22 protein-coding genes are annotated in these 25,367 nt (G+C 71.6%); 4 read left to right on the forward strand and 18 right to left on the reverse strand.

All coding sequences use genetic code 11. From position 1 onward, the window contains the following. Positions 1 to 75: 75 nt before the first annotated feature. From mltG to BMX74_RS35905, 9 genes are all read right to left on the reverse strand, one after another. Positions 76 to 1,083: an endolytic transglycosylase MltG gene (gene mltG, locus BMX74_RS46010; protein ID WP_256257472.1), complete on the reverse strand. Its 1,008-nt coding sequence runs from the start codon at positions 1,081 to 1,083 to the stop codon at positions 76 to 78. Between the two features lie 994 nt (positions 1,084 to 2,077). Next, positions 2,078 to 2,560, reverse strand: coding sequence for a Holliday junction resolvase RuvX (gene ruvX / locus BMX74_RS35870; RefSeq protein ID WP_055505539.1), 483 nt, complete (start codon positions 2,558 to 2,560; stop codon positions 2,078 to 2,080). A 1-nt stretch (position 2,561) separates the two neighbouring features. Continuing rightward, on the reverse strand, positions 2,562 to 5,234 hold the full coding sequence (gene alaS / locus BMX74_RS35875; RefSeq protein ID WP_055505540.1) for an alanine--tRNA ligase: 2,673 nt from the start codon (positions 5,232 to 5,234) through the stop codon (positions 2,562 to 2,564). 56 nt (positions 5,235 to 5,290) lie between these two features. Beyond that, the gene (locus BMX74_RS35880) at positions 5,291 to 5,512 is read right to left on the reverse strand and encodes a hypothetical protein (protein ID WP_055505541.1); all 222 of its coding nucleotides are present in this window, start codon (positions 5,510 to 5,512) and stop codon (positions 5,291 to 5,293) included. Next, positions 5,509 to 5,892, reverse strand: coding sequence for a DUF948 domain-containing protein (locus BMX74_RS35885; RefSeq protein ID WP_055505542.1), 384 nt, complete (start codon positions 5,890 to 5,892; stop codon positions 5,509 to 5,511). The genes BMX74_RS35880 and BMX74_RS35885 overlap by 4 nt, the downstream gene beginning before the upstream one ends. A gap of 86 nt (positions 5,893 to 5,978) precedes the next feature. Then, positions 5,979 to 6,812, reverse strand: a complete 834-nt coding sequence (locus BMX74_RS35890; protein WP_177227647.1) for an oxygenase MpaB family protein — start codon at positions 6,810 to 6,812, stop codon at positions 5,979 to 5,981. Between the two features lie 60 nt (positions 6,813 to 6,872). Beyond that, positions 6,873 to 7,604: a cyclase family protein gene (locus tag BMX74_RS35895; protein ID WP_091104992.1), complete on the reverse strand. Its 732-nt coding sequence runs from the start codon at positions 7,602 to 7,604 to the stop codon at positions 6,873 to 6,875. Positions 7,605 to 7,623: 19 nt separating this feature from the next. Next, positions 7,624 to 8,925, reverse strand: a complete 1,302-nt coding sequence (locus BMX74_RS35900; RefSeq protein ID WP_055505545.1) for a replication-associated recombination protein A — start codon at positions 8,923 to 8,925, stop codon at positions 7,624 to 7,626. A gap of 9 nt (positions 8,926 to 8,934) precedes the next feature. Next, positions 8,935 to 9,417 carry a DUF2231 domain-containing protein gene (locus BMX74_RS35905; RefSeq protein WP_055505546.1) on the reverse strand — a complete coding sequence of 161 codons (483 nt, stop codon included), beginning with the start codon at positions 9,415 to 9,417 and terminating at the stop codon, positions 8,935 to 8,937. 159 nt (positions 9,418 to 9,576) lie between these two features. On the opposite strand from BMX74_RS35905, the gene BMX74_RS35910 reads away from it, so the two are divergent. After that, positions 9,577 to 10,458 carry a peptidylprolyl isomerase gene (locus BMX74_RS35910; RefSeq protein WP_055505547.1) on the forward strand — a complete coding sequence of 294 codons (882 nt, stop codon included), beginning with the start codon at positions 9,577 to 9,579 and terminating at the stop codon, positions 10,456 to 10,458. Between the two features lie 75 nt (positions 10,459 to 10,533). On the opposite strand, the gene aspS is transcribed toward BMX74_RS35910, so the two are convergent. The 3 genes from aspS to BMX74_RS35925 are packed head-to-tail and all read right to left on the reverse strand — an operon-like array spanning position 10,534 to position 14,206. Further along, complete coding sequence (gene aspS, locus BMX74_RS35915) at positions 10,534 to 12,270, reverse strand: aspartate--tRNA ligase (RefSeq protein ID WP_055505548.1); 1,737 nt, start codon at positions 12,268 to 12,270, stop codon at positions 10,534 to 10,536. Then, positions 12,267 to 13,526, reverse strand: coding sequence for a histidine--tRNA ligase (gene hisS / locus BMX74_RS35920; RefSeq protein WP_055505549.1), 1,260 nt, complete (start codon positions 13,524 to 13,526; stop codon positions 12,267 to 12,269). The genes aspS and hisS overlap by 4 nt, the downstream gene beginning before the upstream one ends. Continuing rightward, a complete protein-coding gene (locus BMX74_RS35925; protein ID WP_055505550.1) occupies positions 13,526 to 14,206 on the reverse strand; it encodes an MBL fold metallo-hydrolase in 681 nt (226 codons plus the stop codon). The genes hisS and BMX74_RS35925 overlap by 1 nt, the downstream gene beginning before the upstream one ends. Before the next feature lie 138 nt (positions 14,207 to 14,344). Here BMX74_RS35925 and BMX74_RS35930 point away from each other — a divergent pair, with 138 nt between their 5' ends. The 3 genes from BMX74_RS35930 to BMX74_RS46015 all read left to right on the forward strand — a co-directional run bounded on the left by BMX74_RS35930 (position 14,345) and on the right by BMX74_RS46015 (position 17,673). Next, positions 14,345 to 15,220: a peptidylprolyl isomerase gene (locus tag BMX74_RS35930; RefSeq protein ID WP_055505551.1), complete on the forward strand. Its 876-nt coding sequence runs from the start codon at positions 14,345 to 14,347 to the stop codon at positions 15,218 to 15,220. A gap of 63 nt (positions 15,221 to 15,283) precedes the next feature. After that, positions 15,284 to 16,513: a DUF349 domain-containing protein gene (locus BMX74_RS35935; protein WP_055506282.1), complete on the forward strand. Its 1,230-nt coding sequence runs from the start codon at positions 15,284 to 15,286 to the stop codon at positions 16,511 to 16,513. A gap of 56 nt (positions 16,514 to 16,569) precedes the next feature. After that, positions 16,570 to 17,673 carry a cupin domain-containing protein gene (locus tag BMX74_RS46015; protein WP_236714910.1) on the forward strand — a complete coding sequence of 368 codons (1,104 nt, stop codon included), beginning with the start codon at positions 16,570 to 16,572 and terminating at the stop codon, positions 17,671 to 17,673. A 16-nt stretch (positions 17,674 to 17,689) separates the two neighbouring features. Here the strand turns inward: BMX74_RS46015 and BMX74_RS35945 are convergent, their stop codons facing one another. The 6 genes from BMX74_RS35945 to ruvB form a co-directional block, all read right to left on the reverse strand. Continuing rightward, a complete protein-coding gene (locus BMX74_RS35945; RefSeq protein ID WP_055505552.1) occupies positions 17,690 to 19,879 on the reverse strand; it encodes a RelA/SpoT family protein in 2,190 nt (729 codons plus the stop codon). A 169-nt stretch (positions 19,880 to 20,048) separates the two neighbouring features. Then, positions 20,049 to 20,567 carry an adenine phosphoribosyltransferase gene (locus BMX74_RS35950; RefSeq protein WP_055505553.1) on the reverse strand — a complete coding sequence of 173 codons (519 nt, stop codon included), beginning with the start codon at positions 20,565 to 20,567 and terminating at the stop codon, positions 20,049 to 20,051. Between the two features lie 256 nt (positions 20,568 to 20,823). Continuing rightward, on the reverse strand, positions 20,824 to 21,819 hold the full coding sequence (gene secF, locus BMX74_RS35955) for a protein translocase subunit SecF (RefSeq protein WP_055505554.1): 996 nt from the start codon (positions 21,817 to 21,819) through the stop codon (positions 20,824 to 20,826). Position 21,820: 1 nt separating this feature from the next. Beyond that, positions 21,821 to 23,659, reverse strand: a complete 1,839-nt coding sequence (secD, locus tag BMX74_RS35960) for a protein translocase subunit SecD (RefSeq protein WP_236714911.1) — start codon at positions 23,657 to 23,659, stop codon at positions 21,821 to 21,823. Between the two features lie 43 nt (positions 23,660 to 23,702). Then, entirely contained in the window at positions 23,703 to 24,059 is a 357-nt protein-coding gene (gene yajC / locus BMX74_RS35965) for a preprotein translocase subunit YajC (protein WP_055505556.1), read from the reverse strand. A gap of 211 nt (positions 24,060 to 24,270) precedes the next feature. After that, positions 24,271 to 25,302: a Holliday junction branch migration DNA helicase RuvB gene (ruvB, locus tag BMX74_RS35970; RefSeq protein ID WP_055505557.1), complete on the reverse strand. Its 1,032-nt coding sequence runs from the start codon at positions 25,300 to 25,302 to the stop codon at positions 24,271 to 24,273. Between the last annotated feature and the right edge of the window lie 65 nt (positions 25,303 to 25,367).

Consider the following 25,367-nt stretch of genomic DNA (forward strand, 5'->3'; position numbering starts at 1 on the left):
TGCTAAGGGACGGGAAGAGGGCACATGTCCCCATCTGGGCCTTCTGCGCGGGGGCAGAAGGCGTGCCGCGCAGCATCATCGCGTCCCGAGGTTCTTGTTCAGCTCTTCCCGGTATCTCACGAACTCGCTCTCTTTGTTGGTGAATTTGGTGATTCTATGCGCCGGATCTGTCGTCACAAACCAGTGCCAATCGCCCTGAGCAGGCTCCAACGCCGCTAGCAGCGCCTTCTCCCCCGGGTTCGAGATGGGCCCCGGAGGCAGCCCTTTGTGGGTGTACGTGTTGTACGGAGAGTCGACTTTGGTGTCACGCTCGGTGACCTTCAGTGTGCGGCGTCCCTGGGCGTAGGTGACGGTCGCGTCGATCTGCAGCGGCATGCCGCTCTGCAGCCGGTTGTAGATCACTCTGGTGATCTTCGGGAAGTCCTCCTCGGTGCCGCCCTCCGCCTCGGCGATGCTCGCCACCGTGACCGCCTGCAGCGGCGTCAGGTGGACGCGGGCCGCCCGCTCCTCCAGGTTCAGCGACCTGGCCGCCGCCTTGAACCTGGACACCATGGCCGACAGCACGTCCACCGCCGTCCCGCCCGGCTCCACCTCGTACGTGGCCGGGAACAGGAATCCCTCCACGCCCCGCGCGTACGGGGGCAGGCCCAAGCGGTCGGCCGCGACCGACTGGAAGTCCTTCAGCGGGATGCCCGTCTGGGCCGACAGGCGCTGCAGCGCCTCCGACGCGCGCATCCCCTCCGGCACCGTCACCCGCGTCACCACCCGCGCGGAGGGCGTGAGCAGCAGGTCGAGCGCGGCCTTCGCGGCCATTCCCTTGCGCAGGCGGTAGTGGCCGGGACGCAGCCGGTCCGTGGCGCCGCGGTCCTGCGTGGCGTTGACGAACGAGCGGACGCTCGCCACCACCCCGGCCTTGGCCAGGGCCGCGCCGATGTCCTCGGTGCTCGCACCCGCCGGGATGCGCACCGTGACCGCGCCGCTGCCCCTGCCCTCGAAGTCGTCGGGGCTCAGGCGCGGCTTGAGCACGACGAACGCGCCCGCCCCGAGGGCCACCAGCACGACGGCCAGCCCCGCGGTGACCACCCCGGCCCTCCGCAACGCCCTTCGCCGCCGACCCCCCTCGCCGACGCGCTCACCCGAACCGCCACCCGAGCCGGGACACTCTCCTGCACCACCGCCCCCTCCGCCTGAGGCGCCGGCCCCAGCTTCGGGCGAGGCAGAGCGCGATCCCGGGCCGCCATCCCCTCCGCCCGAGGCGGAAGACGATCCCGCGGCAGCGCCCGCTTCATCCGAGGCGGGCTGCGATTCCGCGGCACCACCCGGCTCGTCCGAGGCGGAGTGCGATGCCGCGCCGGCACCTCCCCCTGCGGCGGAAGACGATCCCGCGGCATCCGGAGCGGGGTGCGAGCCTCGGGGGGCGGCTGCTTCCTCCCGGGCGGGCCAGCCGGGGTCGGCCTGTGCGGATGCGGCCTCTGAGGCTTCGGGCCGTGATGCTGCGGCTGACCGCCGCCTCACGCCAGGCTCCTCCTGTCCACCGCCCCCGGCACGCACGGCATCCTGGCCCTGCACGGCGTCCCCGCCCTGCCTGGCGTCACGCCCCCGCGTGGCGTCCCCGCCCTGCGTGGCGTCATGACCCCGCGCGGCGTTCCCGCCCTGCCTGGCGGTCTGGTCCGGTACGGGGGGCTGGTCCCGTGCGGTGTCCCCGCCCTGCTCAGGGGGTTGGCCCTGTGCGGTGTCCCCGCCCTGCTCAGGGGGTTGGCCCTGTGCGGTGTCCCCGCCCTGCTCAGGGGGTTGGCCCTGTGCGGTGGGCCGGGGTTCCCCCTGGGAGGACGGCCCGGCGGCCGGGTGTTCGGGTGCCGGGTCCGGGCGGGCGGCCTGCGCCGTGCCGTCGGGGCCGTCCTGCGCCGTGGCGGCGCGCCGGCCGCCGTCGGGTGGGACGGCGGTGCCGTCGTCCGTGCGGTCGAACGGGATCAGGTCGTCGTCGTCCGCACGGTCGAACGGGATGAGGTCGTCGTCGTCGCGCGGGGTGCCGGTCATGCGGCGGCCCTCCGCGGACGGAGCTGAACGGGCCGCCCGGTCACGAGGCCGGCCCGTCGGCCGCCGGGGGTGGCGGTTCGACGGGCCTGCCTGGTGGTCGGTCGGTGGCGCGCTCGGCGTCGAGCGCGTCCTGCAGCAGCACCACGGCCGCCGCCTGGTCGACGACGCCGCGCTGCTTCTTGGCGCGTACGCCGCTGGCCCGCAGCCCCTGCTGGGCGGCGACCGTGGTCAGCCGCTCGTCGAACAGGCGCACGGGGGTGGGGGCGACGCGGGCGGCCAGGGCCGAGGCGAACTCGCGGGCCAGCCCCGCCGCCTGGCCCTCACGGCCGGACAGCGAGGTGGGCAGGCCCACCACGACCTCGATCGCCTCGTGCTCGGCCACGATCGCGGCGATGCGGTCGAGGTCGCCCTTGCCGCGTCTCACGGTCTCGACCGGCGTGGCCAGCAGCCCCGAAGGGTCGCTGCGGGCCACGCCGACGCGTACGGAGCCGACGTCCACGCCGATGCGCGAACCGAACCTCATGTCAGCCGAGCTGCTCCGCGACCGCCCGCTCGACCAGGCCGAGCGCGTCGCCGATCGCCTCGGGCCGCGTACCGCCGCCCTGCGCGACATCGTCCTTGCCGCCACCGCCACCCCCAAGCGCCTTGGCGGCGACGCCCACCAGGTGCCCGGCCTTGAGCCCCCGCTCGCGTCCCGCCTCGTTCACCGCGGCAACCACCACGGGCCGGTCGGAGGGGGCACCGGCGATCATCACGACCGCCGGCCGGTCAGCCTGGAACCTGCCACGCACGTCAAGCGCGAGCTTACGCAGGTCGTCGGCGCTGGTGCCATCAGGCGCGCGGTGTGTCACGACGGAGACTCCGCCCAGGTCACGGGCCTGGGAGACGAGCTCGCCCGCCACCTGGAGCACCTGGGCCGAGCGGAGCTTCTCCAGCTCCTTCTCGGCGGTGCGCAGCCGGGTGACGATGCCGTCGATGCGCTCGGGCAGCTCTTCGCGGCGCGCCTTGAGCTGCTCGGTGAGCTGCGCGACCAGCACGCTCTCGCGGGCGAGGAAGCGGAAGGCGTCGATGCCGACGAGCGCCTCGACGCGGCGCACGCCCGCGCCGACCGACTGCTCGCCGAGCACCTTGACCAGGCCGAGCTGCCCGGAGCTGTGGACGTGGGTGCCGCCGCACAGCTCGCGCGAGTAGTCGCCGATCTCGACGACGCGGACCTCGTCGCCGTACTTCTCGCCGAACATGGCGAGCGCGCCCATCGCCCTGGCCTCCGCCTGGGAGGTGTAGAAGGCGTTGACCTTGAGGTCGTTGATGAGCACGGCGTTGACCTCGTCCTCGACGTCGCGCAGCACGCTGGCCGGGACGGCCCCGGCTGCGGTGAAGTCGAAGCGGAAGCGGCCGGGGGAGTTCTCGGAGCCGGCCTGGGCCGCGGTCTCGCCGAGCGCGTTCCTGAACCCGCGGTGGACGAGGTGGGTGGCGCTGTGGCTGCGCGAGATCGCGCGGCGGCGCTCGATGTCGATCTCGGCCTGCGCCTCGTCGCCGACCCGCAGCTCGCCGCTGCGGACCTTGCCGCGGTGGACGACGAGGCCGGTGAGCGGCGACTGCACGTCGGTGATCTCGACCTCGGCGCCGCTGGTGCGGATGACGCCCTGGTCGGCGAGCTGGCCGCCGCCTTCGGCGTAGAAGGGCGTGCGGCCGAGGACGATCTCCACGGTGGCGCCGGCGGTCGCGGCGGGCACGGGCACGCCGTCGACGAGGATGCCGGCGACGGTGGTGTCGGCCTCGGTCTGGTCGTAGCCGAGGAACTCGACCTTGCCCGCCCGCTCCAGCAGGTGGCCGAAGACGGAGATGTCGGCGTTGCCGGTCTTCTTCGCCGCCGCGTCGGCCTTCGCGCGCTGGCGCTGCTCCTTCATGAGGCGGCGGAAGCCCTCCTCGTCGACCTTCAGCCCCTGCTCGGCCGCCATCTCGAGGGTGAGGTCGATCGGGAAGCCGTAGGTGTCGTGGAGCTGGAAGGCCTGGTCGCCGGAGAGCGTGTGGGACGACTTGCGCTTGGTCTCCTCGACCGCGACGTCGAAGATCGCGGTGCCGGTGCGCAGCGTGCCGAGGAAGCTCGCCTCCTCGGCGTCGACGACCGCGTGGATCTGCGGCGCGTCGACCTTGAGCTCGGGGTACTGCTCGCCCATGACGTCGATGGCGACGTCGGTGAGCTCGTGCATGTAGCGCTCGTCGCCGGAGCCGAGCAGGCGCAGGTTGCGCACCGAGCGGCGCAGGATGCGGCGCAGGACGTAGCCGCGGCCCTCGTTGCCGGGGATGACGCCGTCGGCGACGAGCATCACGCCGCTGCGGACGTGGTCGGCGATGACGCGCAGGCTCACGTCGGCGCGGTGGTCGCGGCCGTAGCGGGTCTTGGTGAGCTCGGCCGCCCGGTCGAGGATCTTGTACGTGGTGTCGATCTCGTACAGGTTGTCGACGCCCTGCAGGATCGCCGCCATGCGCTCCAGGCCCATGCCGGTGTCGATGTTCTTGCTGGGCAGCTCGCCGGAGATGTCGAAGTCGGTCTTGCTGCGCACATGGCTGAGCTGGTACTGCATGAAGACGAGGTTCCAGACCTCGAGGTAGCGGTCCTCGTCGGCGACGGGGCCGCCCTCCTTGCCGTACTCGGGGCCGCGGTCGTAGTAGATCTCGGAGCAGGGGCCGCCGGGGCCGGGCACGCCCATGTGCCAGTAGTTGTCGTCGAGGCCGCGGCGCTGGATGCGGCTCTCGGGCACGCCGACCTTGTTGCGCCAGATGTCGTACGCCTCGTCGTCCTCGAGGTAGACGGTGGCCCAGAGCCTGTCCTCGGGGAAGCCGAAGCCGCCGTCGGACTCGGACCTGGTCAGCAGCTCCCAGGCGAACGGGATCACTTCGGCCTTGAAGTAGTCGCCGAAGGAGAAGTTGCCGAGCATCTGGAAGAACGTGGCGTGCCGGGTGGTCTTGCCGACCTCGTCGATGTCGGGGGTGCGCACGCACTTCTGGGCGGTGGCCAGCCGTGACGCCGGAGGCTTGCGCTGCCCCAGGAAGTACGGCTTGAACGGCACCATACCCGCATTGACCAGGAGAAGCGTCGGGTCCTCAGCAATCAGGCTGGCCGAGGGCACGACCTTGTGCCCACGCTCCTCGAAGAAGCGCAGGAAGCGGCGGGCGATCTCTGCCGACTCCATGGTGGCCATCCTTTGCGTTAGTCGTGAGTGGTTCGGACGTCTGTGCGGCGTCGTGTCTATCCAGCGTCGTCGAGCCCGAAGCGTGCTCGCAACTCGGATTCGCGCTCGGCCGCCTCGCCGAGCGCCTCGGAGGTAAAGTCTCTCACCTGCCGGAGCATGCCCGCGGCGTTGTCGGCGGTCCTGCGGGCCACGTGGTTGGGGTGCAGCGCCTGCAGCCTGCGCATCACCCACAGCGTGATGAGCGCTCCGAGCGACAGGTAGAACAGCCGCCTGATCATCGCGCCCGCCCCGTGCGCCGCGCCGTGCCCGTCCTGCGGGCCTCGATCGCGCGGCGGACGCCGTAGCCGAGGGCCGACACCTTGATGAGCGGCCCGGTGAAGACGGTCTGGGTGACGGCGCTGAGCTTGGCGGCGTGCCCGCTGACCTGCTTGACGTCCTTGGCGATGGCCTCGACCACGACGAGCTGCCTGTTGGTCTCGGTGACGGTGACGCTGACGTCGTCGAGCAGCGGCGCCAGGCGGTCGTTCAGGTCGGAGACCGCCTTGGTGGTCTCGGTGAGCAGCCTGGCGAGCTTGACGAGCACCATGGCCAGCACGCAGACCAGGACCACCCAGCCGGTGGCGGCGATCAGCCCGGCGACCTCTCCAGCGGTAAGCATCCGCTCATCTCCCTCGTACGCTGGGCCGGAACGGCATGAACCCTATCGCGTCCGGCGGGCGAGGTTGGTGAGGACGCCGTCCTTGATCAGGCGGCCACGCCCGCGCCGCCCGTCTCGGCGGCGGTGCGCATGAGCAGGCGGGCGGCGCTGATCTCGGGTGCGACCAGGCGTTCCGGCAGGGCGAGCGTAGCGGCCCTGAGTGCGGTGAGTGCGGCGTTCGCTGCGATTTCTGCGGCTTCGTCGCCCGGAAAGCCGTACAGGCTCCTGGCCCAGGCGGGCAGCGTCGCGAAGGCGAGCGCGCCGGCCGCGGGCAGCGAGCCGAGGCCGAACGGCCGCAGTGACAGCCTCGGCCGGGTGCTCGCGCGCAGCGCCTCCCTGGCCTCGTCCGTGACGGCCAGCAGGGGCCGGGTCTGCTCGATGCGGCGCTCCAGGTCGGCGACGGTGCCCGGCGCGTCCTCCAGCCCGACGAGCCGCGCGGACCGGCGCTGCTCGGCCACGTACGCGTCGCGCTCGCCGGGGGTGAGCGGCACGCCCGAGCGCAGCGCGAGCTCCAGGTGGGAGGCGGTCTCCGCGCAGTGCGTCCAGCGCAGGTTCTCCTCCTCGTCGAGGCGGAAGAGCGCGCCCGTGCCCGGGTCGAGCCCGACCAGCCTGGCGTGCAGGGCCCGCACCCGCTCCCCCGCCCGCTCGGCCTGCTCGCGGGTGCCGAACGTGCGCAGCGCCACGAAGCCCAGCTGACGGCGCAGCCGGTCGCGCTCGGCCGCCGGGTCGTCGAGCCGGCAGTGGCGGGCCATGCCGCGTATGGTGCGCGGGTGCAGGGCCTGGAGCTGGAAGGCGCGCAGGGCCGCGGGGAGCGCGGGGATCTGCGTGTGCACGCGCCAGGTGATCGACGTGGGTCCGAACAGGCCGTCAGCGGGGGTCACCGTGGGGATCACACGCGGGTGATTCCCTTTTCGTACCGTTGTAGACCCTTGTGCAAGATCTCAGGCGGGGACGCGGGCGTAGGCCCGCACCGGGACGCGGCCGGCGGCGCCGCGGGGCGGCGCGGCCGTGAACAGCGCCCCCGAGGGCGGCAGGCCCTCCAGGCCCGACAGCCGCTCCGCCACGGCGAGGCCGCCGTCGAGCAGGACGTCCCTCGGCTCGGCGTCGAGCCGGTCGGCGTCGGTGCCGACCAGGGCCGCGCCCGCCGCGACCAGCCAGGCCGCCGCCGCGGGCGTGAGCCGGTGGCCGTCGCGGGCGCCCGTGTGCAGCAGCACCGCGGCGCCGCGCACCTCGAACGCGGCGAGGGCGCCCACGTCGATCGTCCGCCGCTCGGCTCCCGCGACCCGCACCAGCACGGCGGGCAGCTCGGCGACGCGAGCCAGGGCCGGCCCCGCGGGGTCGCGCGCCTCCAGCCAGGGGCCGGGCTCCTCCCCCGGCGCGGCCTCGCCGGCGAGGTCCACGAACGCCCCCGCTCCGCCGGGTACGGCGGGAGGCGCGGCCGACGCGTCGGAGGGGCCGCCCCTCGTGCCCTTGTGCGGCTCGGGGAAGACCCGGACGTGTGACAGCTCGACGGCGTCGGTCATGAGCAGCCCGAGCGACGCCACGAACAGCGCGGCGATCTCGTCCTCGGTGACGTGCGGCCCGGGGACGTCCACGCGGAAGCCGTGGACGGTCAGGTCTCCGCCGTTGGAGAAGGTGATCGAGGCGTCGAAGCTCGCGCGGTGGTCGGTCATGGCCACGCACCCTACGGGGTCAGGAGCCGCGCAGGAAGTCGCGGATCCTCGCCCAGCGCTCGGCCACGGGCCCCTCGGCGCCGTGCCTGGTGGGCTCGTAGTAGCGGCGGTCGCGGACCTGCTCGGGCGCGTACTCCTGCCGCACCAGGCCGTGGTCGAAGTCGTGAGGGTACTTGTAGCCGTCGCCGTGGCCGAGCTTGGCGGCGCCGGGGTAGTGGGCGTCGCGCAGATGGCCGGGCACCTGGCCGATCAGGCCGCGCCGCACGTCGCCGACGGCCGCGCCGATGGCCTTGACCACGGCGTTGCTCTTGGGCGCCAGGGCGCAGTGGACGACCGCGTGGGCGAGGTTGATCTGCCCCTCGGGCAGGCCGATGAGCTGCACCGCTTGGGCCACCGCGACGGCGGTCTGCAGGCAGGTGGGGTCGGCCATGCCGACGTCCTCGGAGGCGAAGATGACGAGGCGGCGGGCGATGAACCGGGGGTCCTCCCCCGCCTCGATCATGCGGGCGAGGTAGTGGAGCGCCGCGTCGGCGTCGGAGCCCCGCATCGACTTGATGAACGCGCTGATCACGTCGTAGTGCTGGTCGCCCTGCCGGTCGTAGCGGACGGCCGCCTTGTCGACGGCCTTCTCCACCACCTCGACCGTGATGTCGTCGGCCAGCAGGGCCGCCGCCTCCAGGTACGTCAGCGACCTGCGGGCGTCGCCGCCCGCCAGGCGCACGAGGTGGTCGAGCGCCTCGGGGGCGAGCGTGGCGCGCCCGCCCAGGCCGCGCTCGTCGGCCACGGCGCGCCGCAGGACGCCGCGGATGTCGTCGTCGGACAGCGACTCCAGGGTCAGCAGCAGCGAGCGCGACAGCAGGGGCGAGATGACCGAGAAGAACGGGTTCTCGGTGGTGGCGCCGATGAAGGTGACCCAGCGGTTCTCGACGGCGGGCAGCAGGGCGTCCTGCTGCGCCTTGTTGAAGCGGTGGACCTCGTCGACGAACAGCACGGTCTGGCGCCCGCTCATGCCCAGCTCGGCGCGCGCGGCGTCGATGGCGGCGCGGACCTCCTTGACGCCGGCGGAGACGGCCGAGATCTCGACGAAGCGGCGCCTGGTGACGTTGGACACGACGTACGCGAGGGTGGTCTTGCCCGTGCCCGGAGGCCCCCAGAGGAACAGCGACATGGGCGCCTCGCTCTCGACCAGGCGCCGCAGCGGCGTGCCGGGGCCGAGCAGGTGCCGCTGGCCGATGACCTCGTCGAGGCTGCGGGGACGCATCCGCACCGCGAGAGGCTGCGGGGTGGCGTCCTCGGCCGCCGAATCGAACAGGCTATCCACAACGCGAGATTACACGGCCCATACGGCTCTCGCTCCGCTGTCCCCGGCCTGGAAGACGAAGAAGAGGGCCACCGCAGCGAGCAGCGCGGTCACGGCCGCGAGTGCCAGCGTGGCGGGCCTGCCGTAGCGGTCGGGGCCGACGGAGCCGCGGGCGGGCCTGGTGGCGTGGACCAGCGCCAGGGACGCCACGGCGAGCCCGGCGGCCGACAGCAGCAGCGGGTCGGCGAAGCTCTCGTGCGCCTCGATGCGCTCGGCGAGCGGCCCCGTGACGGCGGAGAAGCGGCCCTCCTTGAGCCGCTCGCCGCTCTCCTTGGCGGCGAGGACGGCCACCGGCGTGGCCACGGACAGCAGCGCGACGGCCCAGGCCGTGGCGGGACGCCAGCGGGGCACGAGCGCGTACCCGGCGGACACGGCGGCGAGCAGCGGCGTCAGCACCACGGCGAAGTGGATGATCAGCGCGTGCGCGGGCAGGCCGAGGATCTGGTCGAACATGGGCCGCTCCTTTTAGTAGTCCTTTCAACTACGTCTGGCAGCAGCCTAAGGTTCTCCGGCCCCGGCGCACCAACCGTCACTTACATCCGGCACATTTCAGGGCCGGTAGCATTCGCGGAGTTATTTGGTCATGTGTCGGCAAAGATGGAGGACATACCCTTGAGCGGCGACGACCGCCAGAGCGAGCTGGCGCGAGAGCACAAGGAGCGGCAGGCGAAGCGCGCGGCCGAGCAGGCCGCGAAGGCGAGGCGGAACACCTTCATCGGCGCGGGCGTGGCCCTCCTCGTGGTGGCCGGTGGCATCTACGCGGCGACCACCGCCTTCGGCAAGGACTCCACCCCCGTCGCGGCGGCCAGCACGCCGTCGCCCTCCGCCTCCGAGCCGCCGCCCACGGCCCTGCCGAGCAGCACCCCCGTCAAGCCGGGCTCGGTGAACTGCACGTACAAGCGCGACGACTCCGCCCCGCACAAGTTCGTGGGGCTGCCAGGAAGCAAGCCGAACCTCAAGATCAAGACCATGACGGTCTCCACGAACCACGGCGACATCGTCATCGACGTCGACCCGAACGCCACGCCGTGCTCGGTCAACTCGATGGCTTTCCTGGCGAAGAAGCACTTCTACGACAACACCAAGTGCCACCGCCTGGTGACGCCCGAGGTGTCCGGCCTGTTCCTGCTGCAGTGCGGCGACCCGCAGGCCAAGGCCGACGGCAAGAACCCCACCGACGGCCAGGGCACCGCCGGCTACACCTTCGGCGACGAGAACGTCGGCGTCATCCCCTACACCAAGGGCGTCGTGTTCCTCACCCAGCCCACCGACGCGGCCGGGCAGAACAGCAGCCAGTTCGCCATCTCGCTCTCCGACGAGAACGGCCAGCTGGAGCCGCAGTACTCCGTGCTCGGCATGGTCCGCTCCGGCCTCGACATCATCGAGCGGGTGGCGAAGGACGGCGTGCTCGTCAACAAGGACGACATCACCGGCGACGGCGGCTCCACCGCGCCGAAGAACCCGATCGTCATCGAGCGGGTCACGCTCAAGTGAGCTGAGCGGCACGCGGGAACGCGAAGGGGGGCGGGCGCCGCGCGGCGCCCGCCCCCTCACGTTCCGCGCGGCCCGTCAGGACAGGGACTTCGGCTGGGCGTCGACGCCCGCCTCCTTGCGCTGCTCGGACGTGATGGGCGTCGGCGCGCCCGTGAGCGGGTCGAAGCCGGACGCCGTCTTCGGGAAGGCGATGACGTCGCGGATCGAGTCGCCGCCGCACAGCAGCATGCAGACGCGGTCCCAGCCGTAGGCGATGCCGCCGTGCGGGGGCGGGCCGTACTTGAACGCCTCCAGCAGGAAGCCGAACTTGCTCTCCGCCTCCTCCTTGGAGATGCCGAGCACGTCGAAGACGCGCTGCTGCATCTCGGCCCGGTGGATACGGATCGAGCCGCCGCCGATCTCCATGCCGTTGCAGACCATGTCGTACGCGTACGCCAGGGCCTCGCCAGGGTGGTCCTGGAAGGTGTCGGCCCACTCCGGCTTCGGGCCGGTGAACGGGTGGTGCACGGCCGTCCAGCCGCCCTCGCCGTCCTCCTCGAACATGGGGGCGTCGACCACCCACAGGAACGACCACTGCGACTCGTCGATCAGGCCGCAGCGGCGGCCGATCTCCAGCCGGGCCGCCCCCAGCAGGTCGCGGGAGGCGCCCCGCGCGCCGGCGGCGAAGAAGACCGCGTCGCCCGGGTTCGCGCCGACCTTGGCGGCCAGCCCGGAGATCTCGTCCTCCGACAGGTTCTTGGCGACCGGGCCGCCGAGCGTGCCGTCCTCCTGCACGAGCACGTACGCGAGGCCCTTCGCGCCGCGGCTGCGCGCCCACTCCTGCCAGCCGTCGAGCTCCTTGCGGGTCTGCGACGCGCCGCCCGGCATGACGACGGCGCCGACGTACTCGGCCTGGAAGACGCGGAACGACGTGCCGGCGAAGTAGTCGGTCATCTCGACGAGCTCCTGGCCGAAGCGCAGGTCGGGCTTGTCGGAGCCGTAGCGGGCCATCGCGTCGGCGTACGTCATGCGCGGCAGCGGCATGGGGATCTCGTAGCCGAGGATCTCCTTCCACAGCCGGCCGATCAGCTTCTCGCCGACCGCGATGACGTCCTCCTGGTCGACGAAGGACATCTCGACGTCGATCTGCGTGAACTCCGGCTGGCGGTCGGCGCGCAGGTCCTCGTCGCGGTAGCACTTGGCGAGCTGGTAGTAGCGCTCCAGGCCGGCCACCTGCAGGAGCTGCTTGAACAGCTGCGGCGACTGCGGCAGGGCGTACCAGTTGCCGGGCTGCAGGCGCACCGGCACGAGGAAGTCGCGGGCGCCCTCGGGGGTGGACCTGGTGAGCGTGGGCGTCTCGACGTACACGAAGCCGAGCTCGTGCATCACCTCGTTGGCCAGGTACGTCGCCTTGGAGCGCACCCGCATCGCGTTGGCCACCTGCTGGCGGCGGATGTCGAGGTAGCGGTACCTCAGCCGGGCCTCCTCGGAGACGCCGACGTTGCCCTCGATCGGGAACGGCAGCGGCGCCGACTCGCTGAGCACCTCGACCTGCTCGGCCACGACCTCGATGCGGCCGGTGGGCAGCTCGGGGTTCTCGTTGCCCTCGGGACGCGGCCTGACCGAGCCGACGATCCGCACGCAGTACTCGGCGCGCAGGTCGTGGGCGTGCTCCTCCTCGCGGAAGACCACCTGCGCCGAGCCCGAGGCGTCGCGCAGGTCGATGAAGACGACCCCGCCGTGGTCACGGCGGCGCGCCACCCAGCCTGCGAGCGTCACCTGCTGGCCGGCGTGCTCCTCACGGAGCGACCCTGCCGTATGCGTGCGGATCACTGCACTTTCCCTTTCAAGACGTCCACGACCTGGGCCAGCGGCACCTCGGTCTGCTCAGCGGTGGTCAGGTCCTTCACTTGCACGGCTTGCGCCGCGAGGTCACGCTCGCCCAGGATCAGGGCGAACCTGGCGCCCGAGCGGTCGGCGCCCTTCATCGCGCCCTTGAGCCCCTTGCCGCCGAACGCCATGTCGGCGCTGACGCCTGCCTCGCGCAGTTCGGACACGAGCAGGAACATGCGCCGGCGGGCGTCGTCACCCAGCGGGACACCGTACACCTGGACGCGGGCGTCGGCGGTGTCGGACAGCAGGCCCTCGGCCTCCATGGCGAGGAACGTGCGGTCGACGCCGAGCGCCCAGCCCACGCTGGGCAGCGGCGGGCCGCCCAGCATCTCGCTGAGCCCGTCGTAGCGGCCGCCGCCGCCGACGGCCGACTGCGAGCCGAGCCCGCCGTGCACGAACTCGAAGGTGGTGCGGGTGTAGTAGTCGAGCCCGCGCACCAGCCTCGGGTCGTCCTCGAAGGCCACGCCCGACGCCGTGAGCAGGCCGCGCACCTCCTCGTGGTACGCCTTGCAGGCCGCGCACAGGTGGTCGACGACCAGGGGCGCGCCGCCGAGCTGGGCCTGGACCTCGGGCCGCTTGTCGTCGAGCACCCGCAGCGGGTTGATCTCGATGCGCGCCCTGGTCTCCTCGTCGAGGTCGAGCCCGCGCAGGAACTCCTGCAGCGCGGCGCGGTAGGCGGGGCGGCACGCCTTGTCGCCCAGCGAGTTGAGCAGGAGCGTGACGTTCCTCAGCCCGAGCGAGGCGAAGCCGCGGACGGCGAGCACGATCAGCTCGGCGTCGAGCGCGGGGTCCTCGGCGCCCAGCGCCTCGGCGCCGACCTGCCAGAAGTGGCGGTAGCGGCCCCGCTGGGCGCGCTCGTAGCGGAACTGGCTGCCGGAGTACCAGAGCTTGACCGGGAGCTGGCCGGTGTGCAGGTTGTGCTGCAGCACGGCGCGCACCACGGGCGCGGTGCCCTCGGGGCGCAGGGTCAGCGAGCGGCCCGCCTTGTCGGGGAAGGTGTACATCTCCTTCGTCACGACGTCGGTGGACTCACCGACTCCCCGCTTGAACAGCTCGGTGTCCTCGAAGACGGGTGTCTCGACGTAGCCGTAACCCGCCCGCCGCACCGGGGCGACGAGCGCCTCGCGCACGGCGAGGACCCGCTCCGAGCGGGGCGGCAGCCAGTCGAAGGTGCCTTTGGGTGCTTGGAAGCTCATTAGATCCCTCGTGTGGGACCGGCGAGCGGCGCCGCTTCCTTCAGGTACGGGTTGGAGGCGCGCTCGCGGCCGATCGTGGTCTGTGGTCCGTGGCCCGGCAGGACGACCGTATCGTCAGGCAGCGGCAGGCATTTGGTGGCGAGGCTGCGCAGGAGCGTCGGGTAGTCGCCGCCGGGAAGGTCGGAGCGTCCGATGGAGTCGCGGAACAGCAGGTCGCCGGAGAACATCACCTGGTCGCCGGGCAGCCTGAAGCTCACGGACCCCCTGGTATGGCCCGGCGTGTGGTCGACGACCAGCTCCATGCCGGCCAGCGGCAGGACGGCGCCGTCGGACAGCTCGCGCACGTCGTCGGGCTCGCTCAGGGTGATGCCGCCGAACAGCGCGCCGCCCGTGGGCGGGAAGCCCGCGGCGGGGTCGCTGAGCAGGTGGCGGTCCTCGGGGTGGATCCACGCGGGGACGTCACGGGCGCCGCAGACCGGGGCCACCGACCAGACGTGGTCGAGGTGGCCGTGGGTGAGCAGGACCGCGACGGGCTTCAGCCGGTGCTCGCGCAGCAGCTCGTCGACGCCTTCGACGGCGTCCTGGCCCGGGTCGACGATCACGCACTCCTCGCCCGCGGCGGGCGCGACGACGTAACAATTGGTCTGGAAGGCCCCTGCGGGGAAGCCTGCGATGAGCATCTGCCTCAGGTGATCTCGTCGAAAAGCCAATGGGAATGTAACCGAAGGGTACCGGTGCGGGTCGCCGGGCTGCGAATCATCACCCGTTGGCCGATACGATTCGCCCACCTCAGTTGATTGACTACGGGAGGCAAAGCGGTGGCCACGGGCAAGGACCGTCAGAAGCAGCTGGCACGCGAGCACCACGAGCGGCAGCTCAAGCGCCGCCAGGAGCGCGAGCAGCAGGCCAAGCGCGCCGCGATCATCGGCTCCAGCGTGGGCGTCGTCGTCGTGGTCGGCGGCATCGTGGCCGCGGTCGCCCTCCTGGGCGGGGGCGGCGGCGACCAGACGAGCGCGGCCGCCTCCCCGCAGGCGTCGGCCGCCACGAAGGACGCGGCGGCCTCGCCCGCCGCGGGCCCGAAGCCGTACGACGCCGCCACCGGCACCTGCGGCTACGTGGCCGACCAGTCGGGCGGCACGGTCAAGGACGTCGGCATGCCCCCGGCCGAGGTCAAGCTGAAGCCCGCCACCAAGACGATGACGATCAAGACCAATCTGGGCGACATCGTCGTCGAGCTGAACAACGCCAAGGCCCCGTGCACGGTCAACTCGCTGGAGCATCTGGCCGCCAAGAAGTACTACGACGGCAGCAAGTGCCACCGCCTGGGCAGCGACAGGTTCCCGATGCTGCAGTGCGGCGACCCGACGGCCAAGGCCGACGGCAAGAGCCAGGACGGCGCGGGCGGCCCCGGCTACGTCATGGCGGAGGAGAACCTCGACGGCGCCACGTACACGCGGGGCACCATGGCGATGGCCAAGACGCAGGCCCCCGGCAGCACCGGCAGCCAGTTCTTCCTGGTTTACGGCAAACTCGACCTCACCCCTGATTACACCCCTGTGGGTACGATCACCAAGGGGCTCGACATCCTGGACAAGGTGAACAAAGCGGGCGTCATCACCCCCATGCAGGACGGGACCGGGGCGCCCAAGCAGACCGTGGAAATCAAAGACGTGACAATCGCTGGCAAGAGCTGACGTAATACAAACAAGGGACGAAAGCAGTCCCGAAGGGTCTGATGGAGAGTGCGGGAGGACACGGTGAGCACCGACCCGTGGGGCCGGGTAGACGACGACGGCACCGTCTACGTGCGAACGGCTGAGGGAGAGCGGGCCGTCGGGTCCTGGCAGGCCGGTGAACCCGAAGAGGCGCTGGCCTACTTCCATCGCAAGTACGACGAGCTGGCCGGTCAGGTGACGCTCCTCGAACAGCGGGTGCGCGGCACCGACCTCGCGCCCGCCCAGGCCGAGGCGAGCATCGTCAAGCTGCGCGAGGCCGTCGCCGAGGCTCATGCCGTCGGCGACCTCGACGCGCTGAAGGGCCGGCTCGACGCGCTCACGGCGCTGGTCGCCCAGCGCCGCGAGGAGCTCAAGGCGGCCCGCGAGCACGCCAGGGCCGAGGCGCGGGCGGTCAAGGAGCGCATCGTCGCCGAGGCCGAGCGCATCGCCGACGAGACCACCCACTGGAAGTCCGGCGGCGAGCGGCTGCGCCAGCTCGTCGAGGAGTGGAAGGCCGCCGACCGCATCGACAGGGCGACCGAGGCCACGCTGTGGAAGCGGCTCTCGGCGGCGCGCACCGCCTTCGCCAAGCGGCGCAAGCAGTACTTCGCCGGCCTGGACGAGCAGCGCGAGGGCATCCGCGCGGCCAAGGAGCGCATCGTCGCCGAGGCCGAGGAGCTGGCAGGCTCCACCGACTGGGGCCAGACCGCGGCGATCTACCGCGACCTCATGCAGCAGTGGAAGGCCGCCGGCCGCGCCTCGCGCGAGGTCGAGGACGAACTGTGGGGCCGTTTCAAGGCCGCCCAGGACCAGTTCTTCCAGGCCCGCTCCGCGGTCTTCGCCGAGCGCGACGCCTCGCTCGCGGCCAACGCGCAGGCCAAGGAGGAGCTGCTGGCCGAGGCCGAGAAGATCGTCCCGGTCACCGACGCCAGGGCAGCCAGGGCCGTGCTGCGCGGCATCCTGGAGCGCTGGGAGGCCGCCGGGCCGGTGCCGCGCGACCAGCGCGACCGCCTCGAAGGCGGCCTGCGCAGGATCGACGAGGCCGTGCGCAAGGCCGAGGACGCCGAGTGGAAGCGCTCCAACCCCGAGGCCAGGGCCCGCGCCCAGAGCACGGTCGACCAGCTCCGCGCCTCGATCGAGCAGTTGGAGCAGCGGCTGTCCAAGGCGCAGGCCGCGGGCCGCGCCAAGGACGTCAAGGAGGCCGAGGAGGCGCTGACCGCCCGCCGCTCCTGGTTGGAGGAGGCCGAGCGCACGCTCGCCGAGTTCAGCTGATCCCCTCCCCCCGCCGCGCCCGCCTCCTGCGGGGCGCGGCGGGCTAGGGTGGCGCCATGGACCCTGTGAGCGCCGCTCGTGCCCTGCTCGACGAGCTGTTCCCCGACGCGCTCTACGCCTTCCTCGGCGGCAGCGCGATCACCGAGCGCCGCACCTCCACCTCCGACCTCGACGTGGTCGTGGTCGTCGAAGGCCTGACGCGGCCCCACCGGGAGTCCAGACTGTGGCGGGGGCTGCCCGTCGAGCTGCTCGTGCACGGCGAGACGTCGCTCGCGGAGTACGCCGAGCGCGACTTCGCCAGGCGCGAACCCGTGCTGGCCCACCTGTGCGCGTACGGCGTCGTGCTGGCCGACCGCAGCGGCGGCCGGGCCGACGCGCTGCGGGCCACGCTGCGCCGGCGGCTGGAGCAGGGCCCTCCCGAGCTCGGCCGGGCGGCGCGCGAGCGGGCCCGCTACGTGCTGTCCGACCTGCTCGACGACCTCAAGGGCGCCACCGACCCGGGCGAGCTCGCGTTCATCCGCTCCACCCTGCTCATGGAGACCGCGAAGGTCGCGCTCGACACCGCCTTCGACACCGGGCCCGCCTGGCGCGGCGGAGGCAAGTGGCTGCTGCGCGCCCTGCGAGCCCGCGACCCCGAGCTCGCGGAACGCCTCGCCGCCGCCCACCACGACGACGCGGCCCTGTCCGCCATCGCCTCCGACGTGCTCGAACGGGCCGGAGGGCGCCTCTGGGAGGGCTACCGGGCCGAAGGCGACCCCTTCCACCGGCCCCTGCGCCACATCGCCGCAGAATCGCTCTCAGGCGACACCGCGCAGAGCTCCGGCATGCGCAGGCTCGCCGCCGTCAGCGGCGCCACCGCCGGATCCGACCGGCTCTGGATGGGCCAGACCCACGTCGCCCCCGCCACCCGCTCGTCCGACCACCACCACGGCGCCTCCGAGACCGCGATCTACGTCGTCAGCGGCACCCCGTCGTTCGTCTTCCTCGACGGCGAGCGGGAGGTACGCCTCGACACCAGGCCGGGCGACTACGTGTTCGTGCCGCCGTACACGCCGCACAGGGAGGAGAACCCCGACCCGGAGGTGGAGGCCGTCGTGGTGATCGCCCGCAGCACGCAGGAGGCCGTCGTCGTCAACCTCCCCGACCTCCGCCCCCGCTGACCGGGGGCGGGGCGGGTCAGCCGCCCGCGCCGCTCACCCGGTAGACGTCGAAGACGCCCTGGATGCCGCGCACCGCCTTCAGGACGTGCCCCAGGTGCTTCGGGTCACCCATCTCGAAGGTGAACCTGCTGATCGCCACCCGGTCGCGGGACGTCGTGACCGAGGCGCTGAGGATGTTCACGTGCTGGTCGGACAGCGTACGGGTGACGTCGGACAGCAGGCGTGGCCGGTCGAGCGCCTCGACCTGGATGGCCACCAGGAACACGCTGTCCTCGCTGGGCGACCAGCTCACCTCCACCAGCCGGTCGGGCTGCGTCTTGAGCTGCTGGACGTTCGTGCAGTCGGCGCGGTGCACCGACACGCCGTGGCCGCGCGTCACGAAACCGACGATCTCGTCGCCCGGCACCGGCGTGCAGCACTTCGACAGGCGTACCCACACGTCGGCGTCGCCCGCCACCACCACGCCCGCGCCACCGCCGCCGCGCGGCCGGCCGCGCAGCTTCGTCGGCAGCGACGTCTCGGCGATGTCCTCCTCGGCGCTCTCGACCCCGCCGATGGAGGCGACCAGCTTCTGCACCACCGTCTGCGCCGCGATGTGGCCCTCGCCGACGGCCGCGTACAGGGCGGACACGTCGGCGTAGTGCAGGTCGCGGGCGAGCGCCAGCAGCGTCTCGCCCGACATCAGCCGCTGCAGCGGCAGGCCCTGCTTGCGCATGGCCCGGCCGATGGCCTCCTTGCCCGCCTCGATCGCGGTCTCGCGGCGCTCCTTCGAGAACCACTGCCGGATCTTGTTGCGGGCGCGGCCCGACTTGACGAACTTCAGCCAGTCGCGCGACGGCCCCGCGTCAGGCGACTTCGAGGTGAAGATCTCGACGGTGTCGCCGTTGCCCAGCCGCGACTCCAGCGGCACCAGCCGCCCGTTGACGCGGGCGCCGATGCAGCGGTGACCCACCTCGGTGTGGACGGCGTAGGCGAAGTCGACCGGTGTCGCCCCCTCGGGCAGGGCGATGACCTGGCCCTTCGGGGTGAACACGTACACCTCGGAGACCGACAGGTCGAAACGCAGCGACTCCAGGAACTCGCCCGGGTCGGAGGTCTCCTTCTGCCAGTCGAGGAGCTGGCGCAGCCAGGCCATGTCGTTGCCCGGCTTGACCTTGCCCTGCGCGGCGGTGCCGACCTCCTCCTTGTACTTCCAGTGGGCCGCGACGCCGTACTCGGCCCTGTGGTGCATCGCGTGCGTACGGATCTGCAGCTCGACCGGCTTGCCCTCGGGCCCGATGACCGTCGTGTGCAACGACTGGTACATGTTGAACTTGGGCATCGCGATGTAGTCCTTGAACCGGCCGGGCACCGGGTTCCACCGCGCGTGGATCGTGCCCAGCGCCGCGTAGCAGTCGCGCACCGTGTCGACCAGCACACGGATGCCCACCAGGTCGTAGATGTCGTCGAACGCCACGTCGCGGGCGATCATCTTCTGGTAGACCGAGTAGTAGTGCTTCGGCCTGCCCTTCACCACCGCGCGGATCTTCGCGTCGCGCAGGTCGCCGGAGACCTTCTCGATGACCTCCTGCAGGAACAGGTCCCGGCGGGGCGCCCGCTCCGACACCATGCGCGCGATCTCGTCGTAGCGCTTGGGGTAGAGCATGGCGAACGCGAGGTCCTCCAGCTCCCACTTGATGGTGTTCATGCCCAGCCGGTGCGCCAGCGGCGCGAAGATCTCCAGCGTCTCGCGCGACTTCTGGTGGCGCTTGTGCTCCGGCAGGTACCGCATCGTGCGCATGTTGTGCAGCCGGTCGGCCAGCTTGATGACCAGCACCCGGATGTCGCGCGACATCGCCACGACCATCTTGCGCACCGTCTCGGCCTGCGCCGCGTCGCCGAACTTGACCTTGTCGAGCTTGGTGACGCCGTCGACGAGCGAGGCGATCGTGTCGCCGAAGTCGTGCCTCAGCTCGTCGAGGCTGTAGGCGGTGTCCTCGACCGTGTCGTGCAGCAGCGCCGCGCACAGGGTCTCGTCGTCGGTGCCGAGCTCGGCGAGGATCGTCGCCACCGCGAGCGGGTGCGTGATGTACGGGTCGCCCGACTTCCGCTTCTGGTCGCGGTGGTGGTGGGCGGCCACGTCGTAGGCGCGCTCGATCAGCCGGAGGTCGGCCTTGGGATGGGTGGCGCGGACCGTTCTGAACAGCGGCTCCAGCACCGGGTTCATGGCCCCACCCCCAAACCGCCGCCGGCGCACCGCCGGGGTGCCGGGCGTGTCGGCATTTCCGCCGTCTGTTACGTCGGGCACGACCACATCACGGGGCACTCAGACTCCTCACGTTCGAGTCCAGATGCCTCAGTGTATCCAGCCCGCCGTACTCCGCCTGCGGGCGGAGTCACACGACCACGAGAGAGCGCACGTCGACGCCGTCCAGACGGTCGCGTCCCCTGAGGAACGCCAGCTCCATCAGCACGGCGATGCCGAGGACGTGGGCGCCCGCCCGCTCCACCAGCTCCACGGCCGCCTTCGCCGTGCCGCCCGTGGCCAGCACGTCGTCGACGATCAGCACCCTGTCGCCCGGGGCGAACGCGTCGGTGTGCACCTCGATCGTCGCCGAGCCGTACTCGAGGTCGTAGGACTCCTCCAGGGTGGCGGCCGGCAGCTTCCCCTTCTTGCGCACCGGGACGAACCCGGCGCCCGCCCGGTAGGCCACGGGCGCCGCCAGGATGAACCCGCGCGCCTCGATCCCCACGATCTTGTCGACCTGGTGGAGCCCGGCCAGCTCGTCGACCACGGCCGTGAACGCCACGGGGTCGGACAGCAGCGGGGTGATGTCCTTGAACATCACGCCCGGCTTGGGGTAGTCGGCGACATCCCTGATGCGGTCAAGGATCACCGTGGACAACTCGCTCATCGCGCTCCTTCTGCAATCTCCAGCCCTCATGATGGCGGATCCGGCCGCCTGCGTCGCACGCCCGGCCCGCGGCGGGGCTCAGCGGCGCCCTGCGGGACCGGGCCGGGCGTCCGCCTCTCCCCCCGTACGACCCGCGCCCGCCGGGGACGCTGCGCCGCCTGCAGCCCCGCACAGCGGCATCCCGGGGCCCGCACACGCCGACGCCCCCACCCCTGCGGGGCGGAGGCGTCTGACGAGGCGTCGGACGGGGCGCCGGCTAGCCCTTGGCTACCGCGGCGCTTTTGGAACCCTTCGAGCCGCCCTTGCCGCCGCCCGTGGAGGCGAGCCTCCTGGCGATGGCCTGGTACTTCGGCTCCCGCTCCTTCAGCGTCACCAGCAGCGGCGTGGCGACGCACAGCGACGAGTACGTTCCGACGATCATGCCGACGAACAGGGCCAGCGACAGGTCCTTCAGCGTGCCCGCGCCGAGCAGCGTGGTGCCGATGAACAGGATCGCCGCCACGGGCAGGATCGCGACGAGCGAGGTGTTGAGCGACCGGATCAGCGTGTGGTTCAGCGCGTTGTTGGCCGCCATCGAGTACGTCATCTTCGAGGTCGTGCCGAGCTTGGCCGTGACCTCCTTGATCATGTCGAACACCACGACCGCGTCGTAGAGCGAGTAACCGAGGATGGTCAGGAAGCCCAGCAGCGTCGCCGGCGTGACCTCGAACCCGGTCCACGCGTAGACGCCGGCCGTGATGACGAGGTCGTGGAAGAGCGCGACGATGGCGGCGAGGGCCATCTTCGGCTCGAACGCCATCGACAGGTAAAGGATGATCGCGAGCATGAAGACGCCGAGGCCCCACAGGGCCTTCGTCGACACCTCGCCGCCCCAGGACGCGCCGATGGACTGGATGTCGACGTCGTCGACGGCGACGCTGAAGTCCTTGGCGATGGCGCCCTGCACCTGGTTCATCGTGCCTTCGGACAGCGTCTCGGTGGTGACCCGCCACCGCTCGCCGGCCGTCTGCACGATCGGCTGGTGCACGCCCTCCTCCTTGAAGGCGTCGCGCACCTGCTCGATGCTCGCGGTCGGAGCCTTGAACGAGAACACCGAGCCGCCCGTGAACTCGACGCCCAGCTTGAGCCCGTTGAACAGCAGACCGGCGAGCGAGACGGCCAGCAGGAGACCGGACAGGCTGTACCAGAGCCTCCAGCGGCCGACGAAGTCGACGTCGATCTCACCTCGGTAGAGGCGGCGCCCCAGTCCCATCTCAGGCCTCCTGCGGAGTGGTCGTGCGGCCGGTGGAGTCGGCGCTCATGCGCTCGGCGTCCAGACCGGACAGCGGGTGCCCCTTGGCGAAGAACTTCAGCCTCGCCAGCAGCGCGATGAACGGCTTGGTGAACAGGAACACCACCACGATGTCGATGAGCGTCGTCAGGCCCATCGCGAAGGCGAACCCGGCCACGCCGCCCACCGCCAGGAAGTAGAGCACGACCGCGGCGATGAACATGACGGCGTCGGCGATCAGGATCGTACGCCTGGCGCGGACCCACGCCACCTCGACGGCCGAGCGCAGCGAGCGCCGCCCCTCCTTCATCTCGTCACGGATGCGTTCGAAGTAGACGATGAAGGAGTCGGCGGTGATGCCGATGGAGACCACCAGGCCGATGATGTGCGGCAGCGACAGCCGGAACCCGGCGTTGTGCCCGAGCACCACGACCGACGTGTACGTGATGACCGTGGCCACCACGAGGCTCAGCACCGCGACGAGACCGAGGCCGCGGTAGTACAGCAGCGAGTAGACGACAACCAGGCCGAGGCCGATGATGCCGGCGATCAGACCGCCCATGAGCTGGTCCTGGCCGAGGGTGGAGGAGACCGTGTCGATCGAGCTGCGCTGGAACTTCAGCGGCAGCGCGCCGTACTTGAGCTGCTCGGCGAGGTCGGTGGCGCTCTTCTGGTCGAAGCCGCCGGTGATCTCGGCGCGGCCGCCGGGGATCGGGCCGAGGATGTTCGGGGCGGTGATGACGACGCCGTCGAGGACGACCGCGACCTTGTTGCGCGGCTCCTGCGAGTTGTAGGCGGTCTGGGTGAGCTTGGCCCACGCCTCGGCGCCCTTGCTCTTGAAGTCGAGCTGGACGACCCACTCGGTGGTGCCCTGGCGGATGCCGGACGACGCGGTGTCGATGTCGGTGCCGACGACCTTGGCGACGTCGAGCACGTACTTCGCGCTGCCGTCGCTCTCGCAGGCCGCGTACTGCTTGTTCGGGTCGTCCTGGACGCCCTGGCCGCGCTTGGCGGGGTCGCTGCAGTCGAGCTTGTGGAACTGCTGCAGCACGGCGGGGTCGATGCCCTGGGTGTCTATGCCGGCGTTGGGATCGTCGGAGGGCTTCGCGCTCGGCGAGGCGCTCGGTGTGGGAGTGGCCTTGGCCTCGCGCTTGTTGCCCGCCTGACGCTGCCCGTTCTGCTGCTGCCCGGTCTGGCGCTGTCCGTCCTGGCCGGAGCGGGCCTGCTCGTTCTGCGTCTTGGTGTCACGCCTGGCCGGGGTGCTGGTCGGCGTGGCCGACGGCGTCGGCGCCGTCAGCGCCGACGACAGCGCCTTGCCCGTGGGGGAGGCGCTCGGCGCGCCCGCCGACGGCGAGCTCTTCGGCTGGCCGGACTGGGTCGCCGAGGCCGACGGCGAGGCGCCCGGGGTGGGCGCCTCGGTGGACAGGTTCTGCGGGACCTGCGTGGCCTGCATGGCGAGCACCTGGCGGAAACGCAGCTCCGCCGTGGTGGCGACCAGCTTGATGGCCTCGCTCTGTCCGACGCCCGGGATGGAGATGATGATGTTGTCGCCGGACTTGGCGACCTCGGCGTCGGAGATGCCGGTGCCGTTGACGCGGTCGCGGATGATGTTCACCGCGCGGTCGAGGATCTCCTCGGGAGGAGCCGCGCCGTTCTGCGTCACGGGTGACAGCGTCACCGTCGTGCCACCGGCGAGGTCGAGCCCCAGCTTCGGCGTGAACGCCTTCTGCAGGAACATCGTCCCGCCCAGGGCGAGGATGAGCGCCAGCAGCACCAGGAGCGTGCGCCCTGGTCGGCTGTGGCGGCTGGTCGGTCGGGCCACTGGTCGTCGATTCTCTCAGATAGGGGTTTGTCGCAGAGCTTAGTCAGGACTGCTTGTTGTCGGTGCCCTGATCGCCGTCGCGCTCCGCCGACGTCTCGCTGTCGCTCTCGGCGGGCTCCTCGGCGGGAGCGTCACCCGGCGTGACGACACGGCCGATCGCGGCCTTCACCCAGCGGGTCTCGACGCCGGGGGCGACCTCAAGGATCACGTCCTCATTGTCCACCGCGACCACGGTGCCGAACAGGCCCGTCGTGGTCATGACACGGGCCCCGGTGGTCAGGGAGTTCTGCATCTGGACGGCTTCCTGCTGACGCTTGCGCTGCGGACGGATCAGCAGGAAGTAGAACACCACCACCAGCAGGACCAGCGGCAGGAAGCTTGTGAGTTGTCCCGTGTCCATCAGGGGCGACCTTCCATAGTCGTACAAGGAGTTGACACCGGCCTGGCGCCGGAAATTCCGTGCGTGGCATCGGGCCGCGCCGCTCAGCCCGTCAGCCTACACAGCCAGCCAAGCCACGGAGTGTAGGCGGTTGTTGCGAAACGCGGCAACGAAGCAGCGTTTTGGCGCGCGGGGAAGTTCCCAATTTGAAATGGTTGCAACCGTTCTGTGATCACTCGACGGGCGCGGCGCCGAATGCGTGGGGCGGCGGCGTCAGGCCGAGATGCGTCCAGGCCGCCGCCGTGGCCACCCGCCCGCGCGGGGTCCTGGCCAGCAGGCCCTGCCGCACGAGGAACGGCTCGGCCACCACCTCGACGGTCTCCGGCTCCTCCCCCACCGCCACCGCGAGCGTGGACAGGCCGACGGGCCCGCCGCCGAACTTCCTCAGCAGCACGCCGAGCACCGCCCGGTCGAGCCGGTCGAGCCCTTCGGCGTCGACCTCGTACAGGTCGAGCGCGGCGGACGCGACGTCGCGGTCGACCATGCCGTCGGCCCGGACGTCGGCGAAGTCGCGCACCCGGCGCAGCAGGCGGTTGGCGATGCGGGGCGTGCCGCGCGAGCGCCTGGCGATCTCGTGCGCGCCCTCCTGCGGCAGCGTGACGCCGAGCAGCTTCGCCGAACGGTGCAGCACCTGCTCCAGCTCGGACACCTCGTAGAAGTCCATGTGGGCGGTGAAGCCGAACCTGTCACGCAGCGGCGCGGGCAGCAGGCCCGCCCGCGTCGTGGCCCCGACCAGCGTGAACGGCGCGATGTCCAGCGGGATGGCGGTGGCCCCCGGCCCCTTTCCCACGACGATGTCGACGCGGAAGTCCTCCATCGCGAGGTAGAGCATCTCCTCCGCCGGACGCGACATCCGGTGGATCTCGTCGATGAACAGCACCTCGCCCTCGGCCAGCGTCGACAGGATGGCCGCGAGATCACCCGCGCGCTCCAGCGCGGGCCCTGACGTGATCCTCAGCGGCGCGCTCAGCTCGGCCGCGATGATCATCGCCAGCGTCGTCTTGCCCAGGCCGGGCGAGCCGCTCATCAGCACGTGGTCGGGGGGCCGCTGCCTGCGCAGCGCGCTCTCCAGCACGAGCGAGAGCTGCTCGCGCACCCGCGACTGCCCGATGAACTCGGCCAGCCGCTTCGGGCGCAGCGCCGCCTCGATCTGCAGCTCGTCGCCCTCGGCGTCCGGCGACACGAGCTCCCGCTCAAACCCCACGTCCTGCCCTCCTCACCCTGATGCTCGCCACCCGTACGATCTCCTGCCGCTCCGCCCTCCGCGCC

This window comes from Nonomuraea pusilla, assembly GCF_900109355.1.
Lineage (GTDB): Bacteria > Actinomycetota > Actinomycetes > Streptosporangiales > Streptosporangiaceae > Nonomuraea > Nonomuraea pusilla.

Bases quoted from the DNA above. Each gene is read 5' to 3' on its own strand.
- yajC (WP_055505556.1), bottom strand. From the start codon at position 24,059: ATGGACACGGGACAACTCACAAGCTTCCTGCCGCTGGTCCTGCTGGTG.
- BMX74_RS35950 (WP_055505553.1), bottom strand. From the start codon at position 20,567: ATGAGCGAGTTGTCCACGGTGATCCTTGACCGCATCAGGGATGTCGCC.
- BMX74_RS35895 (WP_091104992.1), bottom strand. From the start codon at position 7,604: ATGACCGACCACCGCGCGAGCTTCGACGCCTCGATCACCTTCTCCAAC.
- ruvX (WP_055505539.1), bottom strand. From the start codon at position 2,560: ATGAGGTTCGGTTCGCGCATCGGCGTGGACGTCGGCTCCGTACGCGTC.
- hisS (WP_055505549.1), bottom strand. From the start codon at position 13,526: ATGAGCTTCCAAGCACCCAAAGGCACCTTCGACTGGCTGCCGCCCCGC.
- BMX74_RS46015 (WP_236714910.1), top strand. From the start codon at position 16,570: ATGGACCCTGTGAGCGCCGCTCGTGCCCTGCTCGACGAGCTGTTCCCC.
- BMX74_RS35945 (WP_055505552.1), bottom strand. From the start codon at position 19,879: ATGAACCCGGTGCTGGAGCCGCTGTTCAGAACGGTCCGCGCCACCCAT.
- BMX74_RS35925 (WP_055505550.1), bottom strand. From the start codon at position 14,206: ATGCTCATCGCAGGCTTCCCCGCAGGGGCCTTCCAGACCAATTGTTAC.
- alaS (WP_055505540.1), bottom strand. From the start codon at position 5,234: ATGGAGTCGGCAGAGATCGCCCGCCGCTTCCTGCGCTTCTTCGAGGAG.
- BMX74_RS35905 (WP_055505546.1), bottom strand. From the start codon at position 9,417: ATGTTCGACCAGATCCTCGGCCTGCCCGCGCACGCGCTGATCATCCAC.
- BMX74_RS35885 (WP_055505542.1), bottom strand. From the start codon at position 5,892: ATGCTTACCGCTGGAGAGGTCGCCGGGCTGATCGCCGCCACCGGCTGG.
- secF (WP_055505554.1), bottom strand. From the start codon at position 21,819: ATGGGACTGGGGCGCCGCCTCTACCGAGGTGAGATCGACGTCGACTTC.
- BMX74_RS35880 (WP_055505541.1), bottom strand. From the start codon at position 5,512: ATGATCAGGCGGCTGTTCTACCTGTCGCTCGGAGCGCTCATCACGCTG.